Source organism: Chelativorans sp. AA-79, assembly GCF_029457495.1.
Classification (GTDB): Bacteria; Pseudomonadota; Alphaproteobacteria; order Rhizobiales; family Rhizobiaceae; genus Chelativorans.
Window position 1 is genome coordinate 757,862 of the sequence record NZ_CP120361.1, and the last position, 18,861, is coordinate 776,722.

At 63.7% G+C, this 18,861-nt stretch carries 14 protein-coding genes and 1 pseudogene; 13 read left to right on the forward strand and 2 right to left on the reverse strand.

Translation table 11 applies throughout. The annotated features are described in order from the left end of the window. Window positions 1–38 precede the first annotated feature (38 nt). From PVE73_RS03890 to PVE73_RS03950, 13 genes and pseudogenes are all read left to right on the forward strand, one after another. Window positions 39–1,322, forward strand: a complete 1,284-nt coding sequence (locus tag PVE73_RS03890) for an FAD-binding oxidoreductase (RefSeq protein ID WP_277365687.1) — start codon at window positions 39–41, stop codon at window positions 1,320–1,322. Window positions 1,323–1,452: 130 nt separating this feature from the next. Further along, window positions 1,453–2,463 carry a LacI family DNA-binding transcriptional regulator gene (locus tag PVE73_RS03895; protein ID WP_277365688.1) on the forward strand — a complete coding sequence of 337 codons (1,011 nt, stop codon included), beginning with the start codon at window positions 1,453–1,455 and terminating at the stop codon, window positions 2,461–2,463. A 232-nt stretch (window positions 2,464–2,695) separates the two neighbouring features. Continuing rightward, window positions 2,696–4,357, forward strand: a complete 1,662-nt coding sequence (locus tag PVE73_RS03900; protein WP_277365689.1) for a heparinase II/III family protein — start codon at window positions 2,696–2,698, stop codon at window positions 4,355–4,357. Window positions 4,358–4,726: 369 nt separating this feature from the next. Then, window positions 4,727–6,418, forward strand: a pseudogene (locus tag PVE73_RS03905) (ABC transporter substrate-binding protein). Between the two features lie 135 nt (window positions 6,419–6,553). Beyond that, window positions 6,554–7,549 (forward strand): ABC transporter permease, encoded by a 996-nt coding sequence (locus PVE73_RS03910; RefSeq protein WP_277365690.1) that lies wholly within the window; start codon window positions 6,554–6,556, stop codon window positions 7,547–7,549. Beyond that, window positions 7,546–8,682, forward strand: a complete 1,137-nt coding sequence (locus PVE73_RS03915; protein WP_277365691.1) for an ABC transporter permease — start codon at window positions 7,546–7,548, stop codon at window positions 8,680–8,682. Before PVE73_RS03910 ends, PVE73_RS03915 begins: the two co-directional genes overlap by 4 nt. Next, on the forward strand, window positions 8,657–9,697 hold the full coding sequence (locus PVE73_RS03920) for an ABC transporter ATP-binding protein (protein ID WP_277365692.1): 1,041 nt from the start codon (window positions 8,657–8,659) through the stop codon (window positions 9,695–9,697). Before PVE73_RS03915 ends, PVE73_RS03920 begins: the two co-directional genes overlap by 26 nt. Beyond that, a complete protein-coding gene (locus PVE73_RS03925; RefSeq protein WP_277365693.1) occupies window positions 9,694–10,725 on the forward strand; it encodes an oligopeptide/dipeptide ABC transporter ATP-binding protein in 1,032 nt (343 codons plus the stop codon). The genes PVE73_RS03920 and PVE73_RS03925 overlap by 4 nt, the downstream gene beginning before the upstream one ends. After that, window positions 10,726–12,585 (forward strand): DUF2264 domain-containing protein, encoded by a 1,860-nt coding sequence (locus PVE73_RS03930; protein ID WP_277365694.1) that lies wholly within the window; start codon window positions 10,726–10,728, stop codon window positions 12,583–12,585. It abuts the gene before it with no gap. Continuing rightward, on the forward strand, window positions 12,582–13,592 hold the full coding sequence (locus tag PVE73_RS03935; protein WP_277365695.1) for a hydroxyacid dehydrogenase: 1,011 nt from the start codon (window positions 12,582–12,584) through the stop codon (window positions 13,590–13,592). Before PVE73_RS03930 ends, PVE73_RS03935 begins: the two co-directional genes overlap by 4 nt. Beyond that, window positions 13,589–15,250, forward strand: coding sequence for an acyltransferase (locus tag PVE73_RS03940; RefSeq protein WP_277365696.1), 1,662 nt, complete (start codon window positions 13,589–13,591; stop codon window positions 15,248–15,250). The genes PVE73_RS03935 and PVE73_RS03940 overlap by 4 nt, the downstream gene beginning before the upstream one ends. Window positions 15,251–15,259: 9 nt before the next feature. Further along, a complete protein-coding gene (locus PVE73_RS03945; RefSeq protein WP_277365697.1) occupies window positions 15,260–15,922 on the forward strand; it encodes a ThuA domain-containing protein in 663 nt (220 codons plus the stop codon). A gap of 115 nt (window positions 15,923–16,037) precedes the next feature. Beyond that, window positions 16,038–16,700 (forward strand): TetR/AcrR family transcriptional regulator, encoded by a 663-nt coding sequence (locus tag PVE73_RS03950; RefSeq protein WP_277365698.1) that lies wholly within the window; start codon window positions 16,038–16,040, stop codon window positions 16,698–16,700. On the opposite strand, the gene PVE73_RS03955 is transcribed toward PVE73_RS03950, so the two are convergent. Together PVE73_RS03955 and PVE73_RS03960 are read right to left on the reverse strand one after the other, a co-directional pair. Then, window positions 16,690–17,337, reverse strand: coding sequence for a TetR/AcrR family transcriptional regulator (locus PVE73_RS03955; RefSeq protein WP_277365699.1), 648 nt, complete (start codon window positions 17,335–17,337; stop codon window positions 16,690–16,692). The genes PVE73_RS03950 and PVE73_RS03955 overlap by 11 nt on opposite strands. Continuing rightward, entirely contained in the window at window positions 17,327–18,850 is a 1,524-nt protein-coding gene (locus PVE73_RS03960) for a tripartite tricarboxylate transporter permease (RefSeq protein WP_277365700.1), read from the reverse strand. The genes PVE73_RS03955 and PVE73_RS03960 overlap by 11 nt, the downstream gene beginning before the upstream one ends. Window positions 18,851–18,861: the final 11 nt, after the last annotated feature.

Here is an 18,861-nt window from a genome sequence, read left to right on the forward strand (position 1 = left end):
GCACCAACGCAGTCTCCATCCCAAACGGCCTCCAGGTTATGCACAACGATCCCCATTCTCACGGACTCTGGGAGAAAACGGCGCCGGCGGCGCCCCCCACGCAGTGCCTGGAAGGGCACCTCCGCACCGATGTGGTGGTCGTCGGCGCGGGCTTCACGGGGCTTTCTGCCGCTCTTCATCTCGCCGAAGCGGGCATTTCGGTTGCGGTTCTGGAGGCCGCGCAGATCGGCTTCGGCGGCTCGGGCCGCAATGTCGGGCTGGTGAATGCAGGCCTATGGATCATGCCGGACGAGGTTCCCGCAATCCTCGGCGAGGAACACGGGGAGCGGTTGCTGCAGGTCTTGAGCGCCGCGCCGGGTGTGGTCTTCGATCTTATCCGCAAGCACGGCATCGCCTGCGAAGCCGAGCATGCCGGGACGCTTCACTGCGCGGCGGACCGGAAAGGGCTGAAGGAACTGGAAGATCGAGCGCGGCAGTGGCAGGCGCGCGGCGCACCGGTACGCCTTCTGGGCAGGGAGGAGACTGGCGCGCGCGTCGGTACCGAGGCTTACCTCGCATCCCTTTTCGATGATCGCGCAGGCACGATCCAGCCGCTTGCCTATGTCCGAGGGCTTGCATGCGCGGCCATTCAGGCGGGCGCGAAAATCTTCACCGCTTCACCCGTGACCGGGGCGGAACGGGAGGGCGATGCATGGCGCGTCCGCACGCCGGGCGGAAGCGTCAGGACCGATTGGGTGATCGTGGCAACCAACGCCTACACCTCTGGCCCCTGGCCGCAGGTGCGGGCGGAGCTCGTCCAATTGCCCTATTTCAATTTTGCCACGGCACCACTTCCCGAGCGGGTGCTCGAGCGCATCCTGCCGGGGCGGGAAGGTATGTGGGATACGAAGGAGGTCCTGAGTTCGTTGCGCCGGGACCGGCAGGGCCGCCTCGTCTTCGGCAGCGTAGGCGCGCTGCGAGGGACGGGTGCCGCCGTGCACGGTGCCTGGGCAAAGCGCTCCCTGCGCAAGCTTTTCCCGTTTCTGGACTGGATCGACTTTGAGGATGCCTGGTACGGCATGATCGGCATGACGACCGACGCCGTCCCCCGATTCCACCGATTCGACCGCAACATCATCGGTTTCAGCGGGTATAACGGGCGCGGCATAGCGCCGGGGACGGTGTTCGGCCGCTACCTCGCCCACCTTGTGGCCGGGAAAGTCGGAGAAGCGGACTTGCCGCTGCCGGTCTCCGACCCGCGGGAGCAGAGCTTCCGCACGCTCCGTGAAGCCTATTACGAAGCCGGCGCGCAAATCGTGCACTTCGCCGGCGCGCGCATATAGGCGTGGAAGGGTCAGGCGCGATGCTCAAGCCACTCCGGTTTTTTCGGTGGGTTCCTTTTCCGCCCTCTTTCAAAAAACGCAAAATTTGCGTAGGGAGGGAAAAGACTCTTGGGCAATGTAGAACCTGATGATGACCATCGCCACCCGACGTCCGAACCAGGCGGAGATTGCCGCGCGCCTGGGCGTGTCGGTGAGTACCGTCTCCCGCGCGCTCGCCAACGAAGCGGGCGTGAGCGAAGCCTTGCGGCGGGACGTCTATAAGATCGCCCGAGCGCTAGGCTACAGGAGCAAGCATGCCGGTGCGATGGGAGTGGAGCGGCGCGCCGTGGCTCTGGTTCCGCTCGGCGGGGCAACCAGTGGCATGTCCGGATTCTATGTCGGGATCGTCGATGGGATGCGCGCTGCCGCCGAGGAGACGGGGCTCGAGCTCGATATGCGCCTCATCAACGAATCACAGGTCAGCCTCGATCTCATCGAAAGACATATCACGCAGTCGGAGGCGAGCGGCCTCCTGCTTGCCGGGATCGACGCCTGGGATGGACTGGTGGACTGGTGCGCGGAGCGGGCTTTCCCTGTCGTGCTGGTGAACGGGACGGATCCGCTCATGCGGCTCAATTCCGTCTCGCCGGCGAATTTCTATGGTGCCTACCGCGCCGCACAGCGGTTGCTCGATGCCGGCCACCGCCGCATTCTCCATTACACCCACCTGGCGCGACCAACGATTCTCGAGCGCCGTCGCGGTTTCGAAAGTGCGATGGCGGCCGTCTCAGGCGCGGAAAGCGTAATCATCAGCACGTCAGAGCGAACCATTCCCCAATTGCTGGAAGACCTGCTTTCCAACCGCCATCAGGTGACCGCCGTCTTTTCCTGGAACGACCTGGCCGCGGTGGAGATCATCGAGGGACTTCACGGAGGCAGCGGAATCCTGCCGGAAACCTTCTCCATCGTGGGTTTCGACGATCTGCCGCTTGCGGGCATGACGAGCCCCAGGCTTTCCACGATGAGGGTCGACCGGGAGGCGATCGGGCGTGGTGCCATCCGCCTGCTGGTCACCCAGATGGAAGGAGAAGCGGCGGTGCAGCAGCTCGAAATCGGCGTGACGCTCGTGGAAGGTCAGACGGTCCGGCAACTGAAACGTTAGAGCAATTTTTTGCGTTATTGCAAATTTAGCAATTGGCCTTATCTTCCTGCGCGGGAGGTGCGCCATGGCTCCGGCTCGATTTTGGAACAGTCGCAGTATTGATGAAGCGCTGCAGGAAGCGCCTGATTTTCTCCCCTTCGCATATGGAGCAAACAGGTCCGCCTGGGCCGCGACCGCCGGAAAGGTCGGCAGGCGGCAGGCAGATTTGCTGTGCGCTCGGGCAGAGCAGGATTTGCCGGCGGTCATCCCACAGCTGCCCGCGAGCCTCTATTCGGATTTCCAGCGTACCGGCCGCCGCGAACCCTATGAAGACGCCCAGCGGCAGCGACGCAACATGCTCTACCGGCTGGTGCTTGCGGAATGTCTGGATTGGCGGGGCACCTTTCTCGAAGCGATAGCGGATCTCCTCTGGGCACGACTGGAGGAGACCAACTGGGCCTGGCCCGCCCATGCCCGCATGCTCGACCTGCCTGACAGTCCGACGCTCGATCTTGCCGCCGCCATGACCGCACTGGATCTCGCGGAGATCGACTATCTGTTGGGCGAGAGGCTCGAGCCCAATCTGCGCGCCCATATCCGCAGCGAAGTCGACCGTCGCGTGATCTCGCCCTTTCTCGAACGGCACGATCACTGGTGGCTGCATTCCACGCCGAAGAGGCAGGTCAACAATTGGACCGCCGTTTGTGTAGCAGGCGCCGCGGGGGCCGCCTGCTACCTGGAGCCGGACCGCGCGCGGCTTGCCGAAATCCTCGCCCGCGGGCTGGCGTCTCTCGCAGACTATCTCGAAACCTTCGATTCCCGTGGGGGCTCGACGGAAGGCCCCGACTACTGGAGCTACGGCTTCGGCAATTTCGTTGTCTTCGCCCATCTCCTGGAAGCGCGCACGGGCGGGGGCGTGCGGCTGCTCGACGATCCTTTCGTGCGCGAGATCGCCCAGTTCCCCCTGCGAACGATTCTTGCTCCCGGCGCGTGGGTGAGCTTTTCCGATTCCGATCTCAAAGCCGGCTTTCATCCCGGCCTGCTGGCCTTCCTGGCCCAGAGGCTGAATCTCCCGCAACTCGCCGGGATGGGGATCGAAAACGACTTCGCTGTCGATCACTTCAACCAATTCGCCTGGCCTTTGCGCCAGTATCTATGGCCGCTGCCGGAGAGTCCGGCCCCTTTCACCGGCAGTTCCCATGACTGGTTCCCCGATATGGCGTGGATGATCTCCCGCGTCGAGCCGGCTGATCCGAATTCGCTGCGTGTCGCCATCAAGGGCGGGCACAACGACGAGATGCATAACCAGAACGACGTCGGCTCGTTCATCATGATGATGCGCGGGCGTGCCGTGGTGACGGATCCAGGCCGTGGCCGCTATTCGAAGGCCTATTTCGGGCCGGCGCGGTACGAAAACCTCATGACGTCCTCGCGGGGTCACTCCGTCCCTGTGGTGAACGGCTATCTGCAGCAGGCGGGACGGCGACACGCCGCCAGGATCATTGAGCACGGACATGACGCCGCGCGGGATTACCTCCTTCTCGATATGGCAGCTGCCTATCCCCCCGAGGCCGGCCTCGCCATGCTGCGAAGGACGCTCGAAATGGACCGGCTGGCGCCGGGCGGATCTGTCGTCCTTGTCGACGAGTTCGCTTTCAGTGGCCGTTCCGGAGGTTTTGACAGCGTATTGGTGACGGCAGGGGAGGCGCAGGTTGCCGGAGGTGCGGTTGTTCTGCGCACGGGAGATGCCGTTGTCGAGGTCACCTTCGACCCCGATTTGCTTTCGGTGCGGCTGGAACACCATCCCGCCGTCGAAAAGCAATACGCACCGCCTGTGGATCTGACCCGCGTCATCTTCTCCGCCCCTGCGTCATGCGAGGGGCGCGTCAGGCTCGCCATGCGTCCGGCTTTTTGATGCGACACTTGCGCAAAAAAAGCAAAATATGGAAAAATTGTTGCGTGGATGCAAATTTGTGCTAGCCTTTTCGTGTAGAGGAGTGCTTGCCGCCATCTGCGGCTGAATGGGAGGATTTGTTCAATGATCGATCGTGGTCTTCGTCATTTGCTTCACGCGGCGGGTGGGCCGCGAAAATTATCGATGGCGGTGTTTGCAGGACTTATGGTTTCCGTTGCGCCGGCCGTTGCCTATCAGCAGGCCCCCATGCTCGACGAGCGTGTGGAGAGCGGGGACTTGGCGCCGGTCGACGAGCGGCTGCCGAAGAATCCCCTGGTTATCGAGCCTCTGGAGAGCATCGGCAAATATGGCGGCGTCTGGCGCATGGGTATGCGCGGTGGCGACGACAACGGCCTGATCGCCAAGACCACGGCCTACGAAGGCCTGGTGCGCTATGATCAGAAATGGCAGGAGGTGGTCCCCAATGTGGCCGAGTCCTGGGAGGTCAACGACGCCGCCACGGAATACACCTTCAAGCTGCGCGAAGGGCTGAAATGGTCGGACGGGCACCCCCTGACCTCGGACGACATCGCCTTCGCTGTGGAGATGTTCCAGACGCCCGAATATCCTGCCAACAGCAACTGGATCGATATCAAGGACAATCCGGTGAAGGTGGAGGTGATCGATGACACCACCTTCAAATTCGTGTTCGAGAAGCCGAACGGCATGCTCATGGACACGCTCGCCACGATCAACGGCACGCAGGTGCTCACCATTCCGAAGCACTATTGCAGCCAGTTCACTCCCAAATACAATCCGGATGCCGACAAGATGGCGAAGGATGCGGGCTTCGACAACTGGACGTTCCTGATGCAGGACAAGTGTGCCTGGGGCTGGGAAACGCAGCGCTGGACCAATCCGGACCTTCCGGTCATGTATGCGTGGCGCGTCACGCAGCCGCTCTCGGGCGATGCCGCCCGCATCGTATGGGAGCGCAATCCGTATTATTTCAAGGTGGATTCCGAGGGCAACCAGCTCCCCTATATCGATCAGCTCGACATGCGGGTGAGCCGCAGCCTGGAAGAGCTGACGCTGCTGGCGCTCAACGGCGAGATCGATTTTCAGGACCGCCACATCGCCACCAACGCCAACCAGGCGGTCTTCTTCGACGGGCAGGAGAAGGGCGGCTATCACCTGGGCAAGGTCATCCAGTCGGTGTCCTCCTCGCTCGTGCTTCAGCTCAACCTCAACCATGATGATCCGGTCAAGCGTGAGCTCTTTCAGAACAAGGATTTCCGCATCGGTCTCTCGCAGGCGATTGATCGCCAGGAGATCATCGATGCGGTCTTCATCGGCCAGGGTGAGCCGTTCTAGGTCGCGCCGCGACCGGAATCGCCCTTCTATGACGAGAAGATGGCCAAGCAGTACACCGAGTTCGATCCGGAGGCGGCCGTCCAGCATCTGGAGGCAGCGGGTCTCACGGAGACGAATGGCGACGGCGTCCGCCTGATGAGCGACGGGCGGCCCGTGCGCATCGTCGTCGACGTCATCGCCGCGCTCAGGCCCGAATGGATCGACATGCTGGAACTGATGCAGCTTCAGCTCGCCAATGTCGGCGTCCAGCTCGAAATCAACAATATCGACCGCACGATCTTCTACGACAAGCGGCCGGGCAACGATTACGACGCTCAGGTCTGGGCCGGCGACGGTGGCCTCGATGTGATGCAGGAGCCCCGTTACTACTTCCCCTACAGCGAAGAGTCGGTCTGGGCCTACAAGTGGCAAGCCTGGTACACCGGCGCCACCCCGGATATCGCCGAGGAGCCTGCGGATTGGGCGAAGCAGCAGATGGCGCTCTATGACCAGCTCAAGGCGGAGGCCGACGCGGATCGGCGCGCGGAACTGATGCGCGAAATTCTCGCCATCGCCAGGGAGAATTTCCCGGTGATCGGCATCAGCCTGATGCCGGACAGCTACTACATCGCCAGGAACAACCTGAAGAACGTCGCTCCGACCATGATCAACGCCTGGCTCTTCCCGGAACCCGGCGGCTACGATCCCGTGCAGTGGTATTTTGAATAGCGGTCCGGTTCGCGCCTGCTCTCCGGGCGCGATGCCCGGCTGCGGCCGGACCGAGAGCGCGGCGGGTGCCCGGCACCTCCCTGACAGTACTCGCCGCCTCTTCCATAACCTTCCGAACAACCGGAGTTTGAGCTCATGCTCCGATTTCTCGCCGGCCGGATCATCTCCATGGCTCTCACGATCTGGGCTGTCTCCTTCGTGGCCTTTGCCATCATCCAGCTTCCTCCAGGCGATTACCTGACGGCATATCTGGCCGAGCTCAGCTCACAGGGGGAGCGGGTCACACCGGCCGAGCTCGAGGCGATGCGCCGGCAATACGGCCTCGGCGATCCTTTCCTCATTCAGTATTGGAAATGGATATCCGGAATTCTGACGAGCTGGGATTTCGGGCGCAGCTTCGAGTGGAAGCGGCCGGTGACGGAACTGATCTGGGGAAGGCTCGGCAACTCGATCCTGCTCGAAGGCCTCGCCGTCGTCGTCATGTGGTTCGTGGCCCTTCCCATCGGGGTTTATGCGGCGGTGCGCAAATATTCGCTTGGCGACTATCTCGCCACCGTCTTCGGTTTCCTTGGGCTTGCCGTCCCCAATTTCCTCTTTGCGCTCGTGCTCATGTATCTCGCCTATGTGTGGTTCGGCACGACATTGGGCGGTCTCTTCTCGCCCGGTTTCGAGACGGCGCGGTGGAGCCTGTCGCGGCTGTGGGATTTCCTCACTCATGCCTGGGCGCCCACCATCGTGCTCGCCACTGCCGGCACGGCGCAGCTCATCCGCATCATGCGCGCCAACCTGCTCGACGAGTTGAAGAAGCCCTATGTCACCACGGCGCGTTCGAAGGGCCTGCCCGAGTGGAAGGTGGTGCTGAAATATCCGGTGCGCGTCGCACTCAATCCCTTGGTCTCCACCATCGGCTGGCTCCTGCCGACGCTCGTCTCCTCCTCGGTGATCGTTTCGGTGGTGATGAACCTGCCCACCGCCGGTCCGCTGCTCCTGCGTTCGCTCACCAGCCAGGACATGTATCTGGCGGGCGCGATCATCATGCTGCTCGGTGTGCTCACGGTGATCGGCACACTCATTTCCGACCTTATCCTCGCCTGGATCGACCCTCGCATTCGCCACGGAGTGGGGCGATGACCGTGGAAGCACTCACCCATCAAGCCGAACTGCCCAAGGAGCGGCAGGCGCGCGAAACCCAGGCCGCTTTGATGTGGCGTCGCTTCCGCCAGCATCGGCTGGCGGTGTGGAGCCTCTGGATCGTCGGCTTCTTCTACTTCGTGGCGCTCTTTGCGGAGTTCCTCGCGCCTTTCGATCCCTCCGCCTACAACCCGCGCTACACCTATGCCGCGCCACAGGGGCTCCACTTTTTCACGACCAACGAAGAGGGGAACTGGCAGTTCCAGCCTTTCGTGTACGGCTACAAGACGGAAATAGACCAGGAGGCGATGCGGCGGACCTTCGTCATCGATAGGGAGAAGAAGCATCCCGTAGGGTTCTTCATCGAGACGGAGCCCTATCGGCTTCTCGGTGTCATCCCGATGACGGTCAAGCTGTTCGGCCCGACCGAGCCGCGCGCACCGCTTTACATCCTCGGTGCCGACCGCCTGGGGCGCGATCTTCTCAGCCGGCTCATTCACGGCACGCGGATCTCGCTCTCGATCGGCCTCGTCGGCGTGGTGATGAGTCTCGTTTTCGGCGTCATCATCGGCGGGTTTTCCGGCTATTACGGCGGCTGGTTCGACAGCATCGTACAGCGCGCGATCGAATTCGTCCGCTCGTTGCCCACCATTCCCCTTTGGCTGGGGCTTGCCGCAGCGATGCCGCGCGACTGGTCCGCGCTCCAGACCTATTTCGCTATCACGATCATCCTGTCGCTCATCGGCTGGACGGAGCTTGCGCGCGTCGTGCGCGGCCGCTTCCTGGCGTTGCGGACGGAGGATTTCGTGACTGCCGCCCGGCTCGACGGCGCAAGCGACTGGCGCATCGTCACCCGCCATATGGTGCCGAATTTCACCAGCCACATCATCGCCGCCGCCACGCTCGCGATTCCCGGCATGATCCTGGCGGAAACCGCGCTTTCCTTCCTCGGCCTCGGGCTTCAGGCGCCGATCGTCAGCTGGGGCACGCTGCTCCAGGACGCCCAGAACATCCGGGCGCTCGCGAGCGCACCGTGGCTGCTTCTTCCAGGAGTAGCCGTGGTGATTGTCATCCTTGCCCTCAACTTCCTCGGAGACGGACTTCGCGATGCCGCAGACCCCCATGGAAGATAAGGCGCTCCTGAAGATCGAGGACGTCGAGATCACCTTCTCCTCTCCCGACGAGGCGGATATCGTGGCCGTGCGCCAGGTGGATCTGACGCTTCATGCCGGCAAGACGCTCTGCCTCGTGGGCGAAAGCGGTTGCGGGAAATCGGTCACGGCGCGCGCCGTGCTTCAGCTGCTCGACCAGAATGCCGCGATCAGCCGCGGACGTATCCTCTTCTCCCCTTCCGGCGAGGAGAGGGTGGACATCGCTGCGCTCAAGCCCGACAGCCCCGCCATGCGCCGGATCCGTGGCAACCAGATCTCCATGGTCTTCCAGGAGCCGATGAGTTCGCTCTCGCCGGTGCACACGATCGGCGATCAGATCGACGAAATGATCATCCTGCACGAAGGGCTGAGGCCGAGAGAAGCGCGTGAGCGGACGGTCGGCCTGCTCGATCAGGTGGGCGTGCCCGGCGCCCGCGAGCGGGCGGACGCCTATCCCTTCCAGCTTTCGGGCGGGCTGCGCCAGCGCGCGATGATCGCCATGGCGCTCGCCTGCACGCCGAACCTTCTCATCGCCGATGAACCCACTACCGCGCTCGACGTCACCACTCAGGCGCAGATCCTCGATCTTCTCAGGCAGCTCCAGGACGACTACGGGATGGCGATGCTCTTCATCACGCATGATCTCGGTGTCGTGGCCGAGATCGCCGACGAAGTGGCCGTGATGTATCTTGGGGACGTGGTCGAGCAGGGCGATGTTTTCGATGTCTTCCGTGCCCCGCGCCACCCCTACACCCAGGCGCTCATGCGCTCGATCCCGATCCTGCAGCGCAAGGCGGACCGGCAGCGCCTGTCGCCGATCAAGGGCACCGTGCCCTCGGCCAAAGACCGGCCGCAGGGCTGCTCCTTCACGAGCCGCTGCCCCTTCGCCTTTGAACCTTGCGCCGGCAGCCAGCCCCAGCGCACGCTGTTGGGAGAAGGCCATGTGGCACGCTGCCATCTCCTGAACGCGGAAAGCCGCGAGGAGGTGCCGGCATGAGCACGCTGCTCTCCGTCGAGAATGTCTCGAAGACTTTCGCATTCCGCAGCGGCTGGTTCGGCCCTGAACGTACGCTGGACGCGCTTACTGACGTAAGCCTCTCGGTGGCCGCCGGCGAAACACTGGCGATCGTCGGTGAAAGCGGCTGCGGGAAGACGACGCTCGGCCGCTCGATCGTACAGGCGCAACCGGTGAGTGCGGGCAGAGTGACCTATTTCCCCCAGGAGCACGCGCCGGTCGAACTCACCGCGCTCGACAAGCGGGCCATGAAGCCATGGCGGCGCGATATCCGCATGATCTTCCAGGATCCGATGAGTTCGCTCAACCCTATGATGCGGGTGTTCGATATCGTGGCCGAACCGCTGCGCATCCACAAGGTTGCCGCCGGTCGCGAGCTCGAAGATCGTGTCGCCGGCGTGCTCGGCAAGGTGGGCATTGCGCCCGACGCCATGGGGCGGTATCCGCACGCCTTTTCGGGCGGGCAGCGCCAGCGCATCGGGATTGCCCGCACTCTGGTGCTCGATCCCAAGCTCGTGATCGCGGACGAGGCGGTCTCCGCGCTCGATGTCTCCATCCAGGCGCAGGTTCTGAACCTGCTCGAGGATCTGAAGGACGAATTCGGCCTCACCTATATCTTCATCAGCCACGACCTCGGCGTGGTGAATTACATCGCCGACCGCGTGGTGGTGATGTATCTCGGCCATGTGGTCGAAAGCGCGCCGACCGAGGCGCTGTTCGAGCGCCCGCGCCATCCCTACACCGAGGTGCTGCTCGATGCGCTCCCCATTGCCGATCCCACGCGGCGAGGACGGCGCGCCAAGGAAGTGCGCGGTGAGATTCCCTATCTCGGCAACAGGCCGGCCGGCTGTCCTTTCCACACCCGCTGCCGTTACGCCCAGGGTCGCTGCCGCGCCGAGAAGCCGGCGCTGCGCAAGGTCGGGCAGACGGATGTCGCATGCCACTTTGCCGAAACTCTCGAACTGAGGGGAGCCTATAGCGAGGCGCCCGACACAAGGACCTTTGCCTGAATGACATACGACCCCTCAAGCGCCAATCCGCTTGCCGGAAACCCATTGAGGAGCCGCGCCGACGTCGAAAAGGCGCTGCATGACCTTTTCAATCCGTTGCTGCCCTTCTTTTCGCAGGGCGGGGCGAGAGTGCGGCTCAACGGAGCGGCCGCCCATTTCGACCGCATCGCCGCCGATGTCGAAGGTTTTGCCCGCCCCCTCTGGGGCATTGCACCGCTCGCGGCCGGCGGGGGACGCTTCGACCACTGGGCACTTTATCGCGAAGGCCTCGCCAACGGCATGGATCCCGAGCACCCGGACTATTGGGGCGAGGTGAGCGCGACGGACCAGCGAATGGTGGAGATGGCGGCCATCGGTTTCACGCTCAGGATGGTCCCGCATCTTGCCTGGGACCCGCTTCCGGACCGCGCGAAGAGGAACATCGCCGCCTATCTCAAGCACATCCGCCGGTTCGACTACGCCGACAACAATTGGAAGTTCTTCCGCATTCTCGTCGATCTGGGGCTCGAGGAGGTCGGCATCGACTTCGACCGCTCGCTTACCGAGAGCTACCTGGAGGAGCTCGACGGCTTTTACCTCGGCGACGGCTGGTATCGTGATGGAAACGTGCGGCGAATCGATCATTACATCCCCTTCGCCATGCATTTCTATGGCCTGATCTATGCGAGGCTCGCCAAGGGAGACGAGGACCGGGCGGCGCGCTATCGGGAGCGGGCGGAGCGGTTCGCCCGTGATATCCGCCACTGGTACGACGAAGACGGCGGCGCACTCGCATTCGGTCGCAGCCTTACCTACCGCTTCGCGTGCGCCGGTATCTGGGGCGCATTCGCCTTCGCCGACTTGGAGGCGCTGCCCTGGGGCGAGATCAAGGGCCAGTACATGCGGCATCTGCGCTGGTGGGCCGCGCACCCGATCGCCGACCGCGACGGTGTGCTCTCCGTCGGCTATTGCTATCCGAACCTGCTGATGAGCGAGAGCTACAATTCCGCGGGGTCGCCCTATTGGGCGCTGAAGGCGTTCCTGCCGCTGGCCCTGCCAGAAAGCCATCCCTTCTGGCAGGCGGAAGAGTCGCCGGCCGTCGCTTCGCCAGAACCGATACCGCTCAAGCACCCAGGCATGGTGATGATGCACACACGGAGCAATGTGGTGGCGCTCTCCTCCGGCCAGCAGAATTACCAGATGCGCTTCGGCGCCGAGAAATATGCCAAGTTCGTCTATTCCTCGCGCTACGGCTTTTCGGTCGAAGCAGACGAACGGGCTTATGCCAGCGCGGCCTTCGACGGCATGATCGGGTTTTCCGACTACGGGCGGCACTACCGCGTGCGTGAGGGCAACGAGGTCGCAACGATCGCTGGCGACAAGCTCTATGCCCGCTGGAAACCATGGACCGACGTGACGGTCGAGACCTGGCTTCTGCCCGCCAATCCCTGGCACATCCGCGTCCACAGGATCGAAACGCCGCGGCCCCTCTCCGCCACGGAAGGCGGTTTCGCCATCGCGCGCACCGATCTCAATGCGGATGTCTGCGAGGAAGGCGAGGGCATGGCACTGGCGCGCTCCGTCTCGGATGTGAGCATCATTCTCGATCTCTCGGAGGCATCAAAGCGCGGCGGACGCGCCCATCGGGCCCTTCCCAATACCAATCTCGTGTCCGCCAAGACGATCGTTCCACAATTGCGCGGCGAGATTCCTGCGGGCACGACGATCCTTGTCACGGCAGCGATGGCCTTGCCCGTGGGGAGCGATTCGGATGCGGCGCTTGCAAAGCCTCCGACGCTGCCGGATGTCGCGGAGCTGGAGGGACTTTTCGCGCTCCAGGGAATCGAAGTGAGTGCCATCCAAGTGCCGGAGAGGTTTTGATGCGGCCAAAGGTCCTTCTCGCCATGGCCGCGGCCAAGACGCGTCACGTCTTCGACGAAGACCTGCTCGCGCGGCTCGGCAGAAGCTGCGAAATCCTCTCCAGCACTCCGCTCGAGGAATTTTCCAGCGACGCCGCGAGGAGCATGCTGCGGCAGGCGCAAATCCTGGTTACCGGGTGGGGTTGTCCCTACCTTTCCCGGGAGGTGCTTGCCGGCATGCCGGATCTTCGCCTCGTCGCCCATGCGGCCGGTACGGTGAAATACACGCTCGACCCCGCCGTCTATGAAGCCGGCATCATGGTGACGCACGCGGCCGAAGCCAATGCGGTGCCCGTTGCCGAGTTCACGCTCGCGGCCATCATCTTCGCTAACAAGCGCGTCTTCGAACTGCGGGACCTCTACAGGGCCGATCCGTCCCGCCGCACCACCTGGGCGCTCATGGATGAGCCGATCGGGAACTACCGCCGCACGGTCGGGCTCGTCGGCGCCTCGCGCATCGGCCGCAAGGTCGCCGCCCACCTCCAGATGCTGGAGGTGGAGGTTCTGCTCGCCGATCCATATGTCGACGAGATGGACCCCGTGGCGCGGTTGGCTGAGGTCACAGATCTCGATGAGCTGATGGCGCGTTCAGATGTCATCTCGCTGCATGCGCCCTCGCTCGCGTCTACCCGCCACATGATCGGCGCGCGGCAGCTGAAGCTCATGCGGGACGGCGCCACCTTCATCAACACCGCACGCGGCGCGCTGGTCGATGAAGAGGCGCTTCTTGCCGAGCTCAGGACTGGTCGCATCCAGGCGGTGATCGACGTCACCGATCCTGAAATCCCGTCGGCGGACTCGCCCTTTTTCACACTCCCGAACGTTTTTCTCACGCCGCATGTGGCGGGTGCGGCAGGGCTGGAACGGCTGCGGCTCGGGCATGTGGCGGTAGAGGAGATCGAGCGTTTTGTCGCCGGGGAGCCGCTGCTCTATGCCATAGAACCGCAGATACTGGAGCGGTTGGCATGAACATGGCGAAGGCCCTTGGCGAGGACCCACGAGAAGCGGACAATGTGCACGAGGCGCGCCTGCAGTTCCTGACCTGGGAGCGCACCGAAGCGGATATGGACAGCCCGGAGCACCGTGCGCGAAAGGAAAGCCTCGCCCGTCATGCCGGCGCCCACATCGCCGATACGGCCTATGTGGCGGCCGAGGCGCGCGTGTTCACGTCCCGCCTTGTCTTGGGCGAGCATTCCTGGATCGCGGGCCACGCGCTGGTGCGTGGTGATGTCGAGTTCGGGGCCAACTGCACGGTGAACCCCTATGCCTGCATTTCCGGCAGGGTGCGCTGCGGCGATGGTGTCCGCATCGCCTCCCTCGTCTCGATCATCGGCTTCAATCACGGCTTCGATGATCCAGGCAGACCTATTCATCTTCAGGAGCACGAGTCTCTGGGCATTGTGATCGAAGACGATGTCTGGATCGGCGCGAATGCCGTGGTCGTCGATGGTGTCACCATTGGCCGGGGCGCGGTGATCGCGGCGGGCGCAGTGGTCACCCACGACGCGCCGGAGATGGCCATCATGGCCGGGGTGCCGGCGAAGATGGTCCGCCGCCGAGGTGAGGGCAAGGCGCGCCCGCGGCGCGGTGAGGCGGAAGCGGCACTGGTGAAGATCGGACGGACGGCCGCCACTGAATGGCGGGATGTGCTGGCGAGGAGCCTGACCGCCGACGGCTATCTTTCCCGCGAAGCGGACGGTGAAGCCCGCATGAGCATCCGGCACCTCTGTGATGCCGTAGAGATCGCGGCCGGATTCGGCGCGATGCCGGAAGGCCTCGATGTCGAAGCGACGGTCACGCGGCTGCAGGCGGTACAGGAGCGACGGACCGGACTTTTCCCCGATCCGTACCGCACGGTCGAATCGGGCAGAGCGCTCCGCGACGACGGCCTTGCGCTCTACAACGTGCTCGCCGTCGGCTATGCGCTGGAGGTGCTCGGCGCAAAACCGCTCCATTCCATCGCCACGGTCGAGCTTGACGCTCCCGAGCTGTGCCATTGGCTTGAAAACCTGCCTTGGAAGACCCGCGCCTGGTCGGCAGGTGCTGTCGTGGATGCCATCGGCACGGCGTACTATTTCAACGCCCGTTATTTCACGAGCGGACGGGCACGGGAAACCCTGTTCGGCTGGATGACGATGAAGGCCGACCGAGCCACCGGCCTCTGGGGCAGCCCCACGACGGAAGAAGGCCTGCTGCAGCCGGTCAACGGCTTCTACCGGCTCACACGCGGCACCTATGCGCAGTTCGGCCTGCCGGTTCCCTATCCGGAGGCGGCTATCAATTCCGTGCTGGCAAACCATCGCAATTATGGCGGCTTTTCCGGCCCCACCCATACCGCCTGCAATCTGCTCGACACGATCCATCCATTATGGCTGTGCCTGAAGCAGACGGATCACCGCCGCGTCGAAGCGGAAGCAATCGCAGAGACAGTGATCGCCAGGGCTGAGGAGCGCTGGCTGCCGGGCGAGGGCTTCCCCTTCGCGGACGGCCAGCCGGCGAGCCTGCAGGGCACCGAGATGTGGCTCTCTGTCCTGCATGTGGCCGCCGACCTCCTTGGCCTGGCCGACGCTTTTCCCTTCGTACCCAAGGGCGTTCACCGCACGCGCCCGACCGGGTTCGGGCTCTAGGAGGCGCTGATGGCCGGATCACGCAAGGCACTCGTCGTCTTCGGAGGCATGGAATTGCACACGCCCCGGCGTGGAGCGGAGACAGTTCGTGACCTGCTCGAACCCGAAGGCTTCGAGGTTACGCTCACCGAAGACTACGACGTGCTCGGGGCGGACGACATCGGCAGCTATGATCTCGTCGTGCCGGTGGTCACCGACGGCAAGCTCACTCGTGAGCAGGGTCAGCGGCTGACGGCCGCCATCCGGGCCGGCACGGGGCTCGCCGGCTACCACATGGGTCTCGCGACGAGCTTCCGCGACTGCGTTCCCTTCCGCTATGCCGCAAGCTGCTACTGGGTCGCGCATCCCGGCAACATCATCACCTACCGGGTGGATGTCACGCGGCCAGACCACCCGATCATGGCCGGTATCGAGAGCTTCGAACACACCTCCGAGCAGTATTATCTCAACTACGATCCTGCGGTCGAGGTGCTGGCGACGACCACGTTTTCCGGCGAATTCGATCCCTGGCGGAAAGATATCGCGATGCCGGTGGTCTTCACCACGATGCATGGCGCGGGTCGCGTCTTCTATTCATCGCTCGGCCATACCGCCGACGAACTCGAAATCCCGCAAATACGAACGATCCTGAAGCGCGGCCTCCTCTGGTGTGCGCGCTCCATCGCTTCGTAAGCGGAGGATGGTCGCGCCCTCCGTGCAGCGCCATGCGCGTGGAGCCGGCTTTCATTGAGAATATCGCAGCGTTTCCGCTATAAGCGTCCGGTCCTGCTGTGCGGAGGACAGGAGATTGAAGGTGGATGTGAAGACGCAGGGGGCAGCGACAGGCCGGTCGCGGGCGAGCCGCGATCCGGAGCGCACGCGCGCCTTGATCCTCGAGGCGGCGACCGCCGAATTCGCCGAAAAAGGCATAGGAGGCGCCCGCGTCGATACGATCGCCGAGCGTGCCGGCACGAACAAGCGCATGCTGTACCACTATTTCGGGGACAAGACGGGCCTGTACGTCGCGGTGCTGGAAGCGGCCTATGGCTCGATCCGCTCGGCCGAGCGCAACCTGGATCTGACGCACAAGGAACCGGAGGAAGCACTGGCGGAGCTGTCGCGCTTCACATGGCACTATTTCCTGGAGCATCCCGAGTTCATCAGCCTGCTCAATACGGAGAATCTCCACAAGGCGGAGCATCTGAGAGGCTCGCGCAAACTCATGGAGATGCATTCTCATTTCGTCACCGAGCTTGCCGACGTGCTCAGGCGCGGAGCTGAGGCCGGCATCTTCCGGCCCGGCATCGATCCGGTGAACGTCTATCTCACCATCGCCGCGCTCGGCTATTTCTATCTCTCGAACCGGCACACGCTCTCTGCCATCTTCGACCGGGAACTCGGCAGCCCGAAGCGGCTCGCCGAATGGGAGGATCACATCGTGGAGTCGGTGCTCGCTTCCGTCAGGCCTTGATCCTCAGATGGTCGAGGACCATCTCCACCGCGTGGTCCTCACGTTCCCTGATCCTGCCGCCGCTCGAAAGGTCCGTCTCGAAGATGACGGAAAGCGTGGCATTGTTGGAGAAGTAGAAGTACCCCAGGGCGGCAATCGAGATGTAGAGCTGCACGGGATCCACATCCCCGCGGAAGGCGCCGCTTTCCGTTCCGCGCCGGACGAGTTTCCTCAGTTCGTCCACCAGCGGCGAATGCAGCCCGTGCATTTCCGGCAATGTACGCAGATAGCGCGCCTTGAGCAGGTTCTCATTGGTGAGGAGCGCGATGAACCACGGGCATTCGAGGAAGTGGCGGAAGGTGAAGCGCACGAGCCGCTCGACGGCTTCCACGGGCTCCACCTGGTCGAGATCGAGTGCGCGCTCTCCCTGCCTGATCTCGCGATAAGCCTCTGTCAGCACGGCGCAGTAGAGCGCGTCCTTGCTGCCGAAATAGTGGTAGAGCATCCGCTTGTTGGTGCCGGCGCGCCTTGCGATCGCGTCGATGCGGGCGCCTTCCAGCCCGCGTTCGGAAAACTCCGCGCGGGCGGCCGCAAGAATGCCGGCGCGCGTGCGGACGGGGTCGCGCGTGCGGATGGCCGCCGGGTCCCTAGCCTGCACGGCTCTGGGGATCGAGGCGCTTGAAGAGGCCTGAGACACGGCGGTTCACCATGGGCATGCTCATGAGGATCGTGAGCAGGGTTATCGCGAAGAGCACAGCGCTGATCGGGCGCGTGAAGAAGGGCGTCGGGTCACCGTTCGACAGGAGAAGCCCCCGGCGCAGATTGACGTCCAGAAGCTCACCCAGGATGATGCCCAGCACCAGCGGTGCCATCGGATAGCGCATCTCGCGCAGGACGAAACCGATAAGCCCGAAGGCGATCATCACATAAACGTCGAACATGCGCTGCGTGATGGCGAAGGAGCCCACCACGCAAAGCACATAGACGATCGGCATCAGCCTCTCGCGCGGCACCTGCAGGATCTGCATCAGAGGCTTTGTCAGCGACAGCCCGTAGATGGTAATCGCAATCGTCGAAAGCAGGAGCATGCCGACGACCTGGTAGAGGAAGGCGGGATTCTCCGTCATCAGCATCGGGCCGGGGCGGATGCCATGGATGAACATGGCCGCGATCAGCACGGCAGCCGCCGCCGAACCGGGAAGGGCGAGGGTGAGGGTCGGGATCATCGCGCCGGGGATGACGGCGGAGTTGCCGGTTTCGGCGGCCACCAGCCCTTCGATCGATCCCTTGCCGAACTGGTCTGCTTCCTTGCTCTTGCGCCGGGCAGCCGCATAGGAAGCCCAAGCGCCGATGTCTTCGCCCACGCCGGGGATGATGCCCACGATGGTGCCTATGACGCCGGAGCGGATCGTCGTGCGCCAATAACGGGAAAGATCGGAGATCCGGGGCAGCACGCGGTCACTGCTCGTCACCGGCGTGCCGGCCATGCGCGCCTTCATGACGCCCAGGATCTCGGCAAAGCCGAACGCGCCCACCATGGCCGGGATGATGTCCACACCGCCGCCGAGCGCGGAGATGCCGAAGGTGAAGCGCTGATAGGCATGCAGGCCCTCCATGCCGATCATGGCGACGAGCAGCCCCAGGAGGCCTGCGATGAAGCCCTTTAGCGGGTTCTCCACGGCGGTCATGCGGCCTGAGATCAGCACGCCGAAGAGAGCGAGCCAGAAGAATTCGTAAGAGCCGAAGCGCAGGGCGAACTCGGCAAGCCACGGTGCTATGAGCGCGAGAAAGAAGATGCCGACCAGCGTGCCCAGTGCCGACGAGGTGGTGGCGATGCCCATCGCCATGCCCGCCTTGCCGGCGCGCGCCAGCGGAAATCCGTCCAGCGCGGTCGCAGCACTGGCCGGCGTGCCCGGTATGGAGAGGAGGATGGCCGAGCGGCTGCCGCCATAGATGGCGCCGACATAGAGCGCCATGAGGCTGAGCATCGCCTGGTCCGGCGGCATCTTGTAGGTAAGGGTAACGAGGAGGGCCACCCCCATCGTCGCCGTCAGGCCGGGCAAGGCGCCGATGACGATGCCGAGCAGGCTCGCCCAGGCCAGGTTGAACAGCCCCTCCCAGGTGAGGAAGTGAAGGATGCCGAGACCGAGATAGGAAAAGCCTTCGAACATGAATGTGCTTT